Raw genomic sequence first — 3,638 nt, forward strand, 5'->3', positions numbered from 1 at the left:
ACGGGACGCGGTCGGAGCGGAGCTCTACGGGCTGTGGTCCCGCAAGTTCACCGGCGCCGAACTGGACCCGCGCGAGGTCTACGCCTGGGGATGGGCCGAATTCGCCCGGATCGAGGCGGAGCTGGCCGAGGTCGCCGACCGGATCGCGCCGGGCGCCGGCCCCGCCGGGGCCGCCGAGGCGCTCGACGCCGACGCCCGGTACGTAGTCGGCGGCCAGGCCGAATTCCGGGACTGGATGCAGGCACTGTCCGACCGCGCCCTGTCCGACCTGCGCGGCAGTCACTTCGACATCCCGGACGAGCTGATGACGCTCGACTGCCGCATCGCCCCGCCGGGCGGCGGACTGGGCGCCTACTACTCCAACCCCGCCGACGACTTCAGCCGGCCGGGCACGATGTGGTGGTCCCTGCCCGCCGACAAGTCCCAGATCCCGACATGGCGCGAGGCCAGCACCGTCTACCACGAGGGCGTGCCGGGCCATCACCTCCAGATCGGCACGGCCGTGGCGACGCCGACGCTCAACCGCTTCCAGCGGCTGCTGTGCTTCATCGACGGACACGGCGAGGGCTGGGCGCTCTACGCCGAGCGCCTGATGCGGGAGTTCGGCCGCCTCGATGACGGATACCTGCTCGGCATGCTCAACAAGAACATCCTCCGCGCGGCCCGGGTGGTCCTCGACATCGGCATGCACCTGGAACTGAAGATTCCGGCCGGCGCCGGATTCCACGAGGGGCAGCGCTGGACCCCGGAGCTGGGCCGGGAATTCCTCCGCACCCGCGTGCTCCTCGACAACGCCCGCGCGATCGACGAGATCGACCGCTACCTCGGCTGGCCGGGCCAGGCCCCCTCGTACAAGCTCGGGGAGCGGCTGTGGTTGTCCATCCGCGACGACCTTAAAGCCGGCCACGGCAGCGCGTTCGACCTCAAGACCTTCCACATGCACGCCCTCCGCAGCGGCCCCGCCGGCCTGGACACGTTGCGGGAACTCCTGGGCAGCGCCAGGCCGGGACGAAGCGCACAATCGGAGGCCCGCTGAAGGGGACCGACCGTTCGGGCTGATCACCCAGGGGATCGGGTTGCGGGCTCTCATCGCCAAGCGCCTCGTCTGACCTACGGTTTCAATGCAGGTATGCGCGCTGTGCGGTGACCAGGGCGCGCCAGCGGTCGCGGGTGGGCTGTTCGCCGTCGAGCCATCGCGGCCTCGGGCGGGACGGCTCGACGGGCAGGGGAGACGAGGGCGGTGGGAAAGTCGCCGACGAGGCGGGCGAGGTGGGCCAGGCCCCGACGCGCATTGCAGGCGAGGCGGCCGTCACCGTCGGCGACGCGCTGCATGCCCGTACGGGAGTCGGTGGTGCGGCCGAGGTCGATGCGTACGGGCAGAAGCCGGGGGTGCGCGGGCCAAGTCGGCCGGCCACACTGGGCGGGCCGGTGCTCGTCGTCGGCTGTCAGGGCGGCTTCGAGCTTGCGGGACAGAGCGCCCTTGCCGATGCTGCCGACCCGGTAGAAGGTGAGCACGTTGCGGCGGGGGGCTTCGAGTTCCTGGACGTCGAAGGCCGCCCCACCGATGTGGTGCAGGTGCTCGGTGAGCGCGTCGGTGACCGCCTGCCACTGGGCCCCGCGGTTGGTGAACGCCTCAACTGCGGCGAGTTCCGCGGTCGTTCGAGGCGAACAGCGCTTTCAGATGCCGCTCTGCCACGACAACCCCCAGGCATCACACGGTCGAACCCTCGGAGACGTCTCAGGACTTCCCCGGGGCGTCGGGGAGCACGCCGGAGAGACGCAACAGTTTGCCCTGCTGGTTGCTGACGTAGATCAGGCCGTTGGCTCGGTCGAGCCCGACGCCGCACACATTGCCGAGACCGTCGGCCACCACGCGCTGGAGGCCCTTGGCCTCGCCGTCGGCCACGCCGACCTCACGCAGTTTGGTGCCGCCCCGGTCGGAGACGTATGCGTTGACCGCGCCGTCCAGCGCGACACGGATGCTGTACCCGAGGTTGGTGGCTATGGGCGGCGGAGTGCCGCCATCGGTGTTCAGATCGACCTCGTACAGGCCGCCCCGGTCGTACTGCCCGACGTACGCCTTGCCCCCGTGGAGCGCTACCCCGGCGGCCCTCGGCACGTCCCAGGTGCGTTGCTGCACCGCCGGGGTGCTGGTCAGATCGAACTCGATCAGCTTTCCGGACTCGACGTCGGCGACGTAGGCCTTCTTTCCCGGCAGGTCCAGCGCGACGCCGTACGCGTACATTCCCTGGGCGACCGGTACCGGCGGGGCGGAATGGTCGGACAGGTTCACCGTGAACAGGCGCTTGCCGCTCCAGTCGGTGACATAGGCCGTGTTGCCCGGTAGGTCCAGCGCCACATCGTTGACCTGTCCCAGGTTCTCCAGGACCCAGTCCTTGCGGCCGTTGGCGAGATCGACCTGGTACAGCTTGCCGCCCCGGTCGGCGACGTACGCTTTCTGGTTCGTCAGGTCCAGTGCCAGGCCATCGGCCGACCCCAAACCGGTGGCGACCTCGACGGGGGGCTTTCTCGGGCGCTCCGGCTCTCCGATGCCGCCCTTGTACAGAGGGTGATCTTTCTTGTCGAAATTGAGCGTTTCGAGTTCGAAGACCTCGTGCACCCCGGCGAGGGTGGATACGACCTCGGCTTCCCCCTTCTGTAGGAACGGCCTGCCCTCGTCGGTCAGGTCGAAGGTCTCCGTGGCCGTGCCGGTCTCGCCGAGCTTCCAGGCGATCACCCTGGAGTATTGCGGCTCCTTCGCCTGCGGGCCGTCCGGACGGGTTTCCTTGACCTCTACCGGCTCGGGGTAATACAGGGCGACCCACCCGCCGAAGGAGACGGGGTACTCGTAGTCGAACCTCCGCACCTGACGTCGCTGCGTGGCCAGGACGTCCACCCGGCTGGCGACGTCCCCGCTCAGCGTGGACGACGTCTTGAACGAAGTGGTCAACGAACCGCTGACAGAAGCAGTGATCCCGAGCATCAGCTGCGCCGACAATTCCCCGGTGCCCGTGGCGGTGCCTGTGACTGTGCTGGTATTTGTCGTCTGCTTTTGGGATTCCGTGTCGACGCCCTGATTGTTGCTGCTGTTCTTGAGGGTGATCTTCTCGGACTGGTTCTTCGCGATGCTCGCCTGTAGCTGCTCTTGCAGCGACGCGCTGACCTTCGCCCCGAAAGTGAGCTGTACCTGCCCTTGGAGTGACCAGCTGATGGTGTTCGAAATCGAGAATTCGACCGTGTGCGACCATTTAGTGGGAACGGGGTCGGTCCGATTGATGTATGTCTGCTTGGAGATCACATCGGGAGGGGGCTGTACGATATCGCCGCGCTCTTCGACAAGGGGGACCCCCACCGTCATATAGGCGCGCCACCCGCGCTCGTGGGCCGCGGCCTCCCCGGGAGGGAATTGGCCGAATCGCTCCTTGTTCAAAGAAAACCCGGTGGGGGAGACGTACCGGTCTGTTCCACTTGCCGACTTCTTCTCGGCCTTCCTCTTCAGTTTGTCCCGGTCCCGCTCCAGGATGGCATCGACCTTGCCCGCGATGCCCAGTTCCTTCAGGTTGCGTTTCGTCAGCGGGTGCCGCATAAACCGCTCGCCAAGATAGGCTGTGCTCACGTTGTTCTTGGTGGCGCCGCCC

The 3,638-nt window shown here is 67.7% G+C and carries 3 protein-coding genes; 1 reads left to right on the plus strand and 2 read right to left on the minus strand.

All coding sequences use genetic code 11. The features are described from left to right. Positions 1-1,036, plus strand: a 1,036-nt coding sequence (locus ACFU99_RS37320; protein WP_384401215.1) for a DUF885 domain-containing protein, incomplete at its 5' end; no start/stop codon positions are given. A gap of 74 nt (positions 1,037-1,110) precedes the next feature. On the opposite strand, the gene ACFU99_RS37325 is transcribed toward ACFU99_RS37320, so the two are convergent. Both ACFU99_RS37325 and ACFU99_RS37330 read right to left on the minus strand, forming a co-directional pair. Next, positions 1,111-1,515: a hypothetical protein gene (locus ACFU99_RS37325; RefSeq protein WP_384401218.1), complete on the minus strand. Its 405-nt coding sequence runs from the start codon at positions 1,513-1,515 to the stop codon at positions 1,111-1,113. Between the two features lie 223 nt (positions 1,516-1,738). Next, positions 1,739-3,638 (minus strand): hypothetical protein (locus tag ACFU99_RS37330; RefSeq protein ID WP_384401221.1); only part of this gene is annotated, 1,900 nt, incomplete at its 5' end.

Source organism: Streptomyces sp. NPDC057654, from assembly GCF_042800135.1.
Classification (GTDB): Bacteria; Actinomycetota; Actinomycetes; order Streptomycetales; family Streptomycetaceae; genus Streptomyces.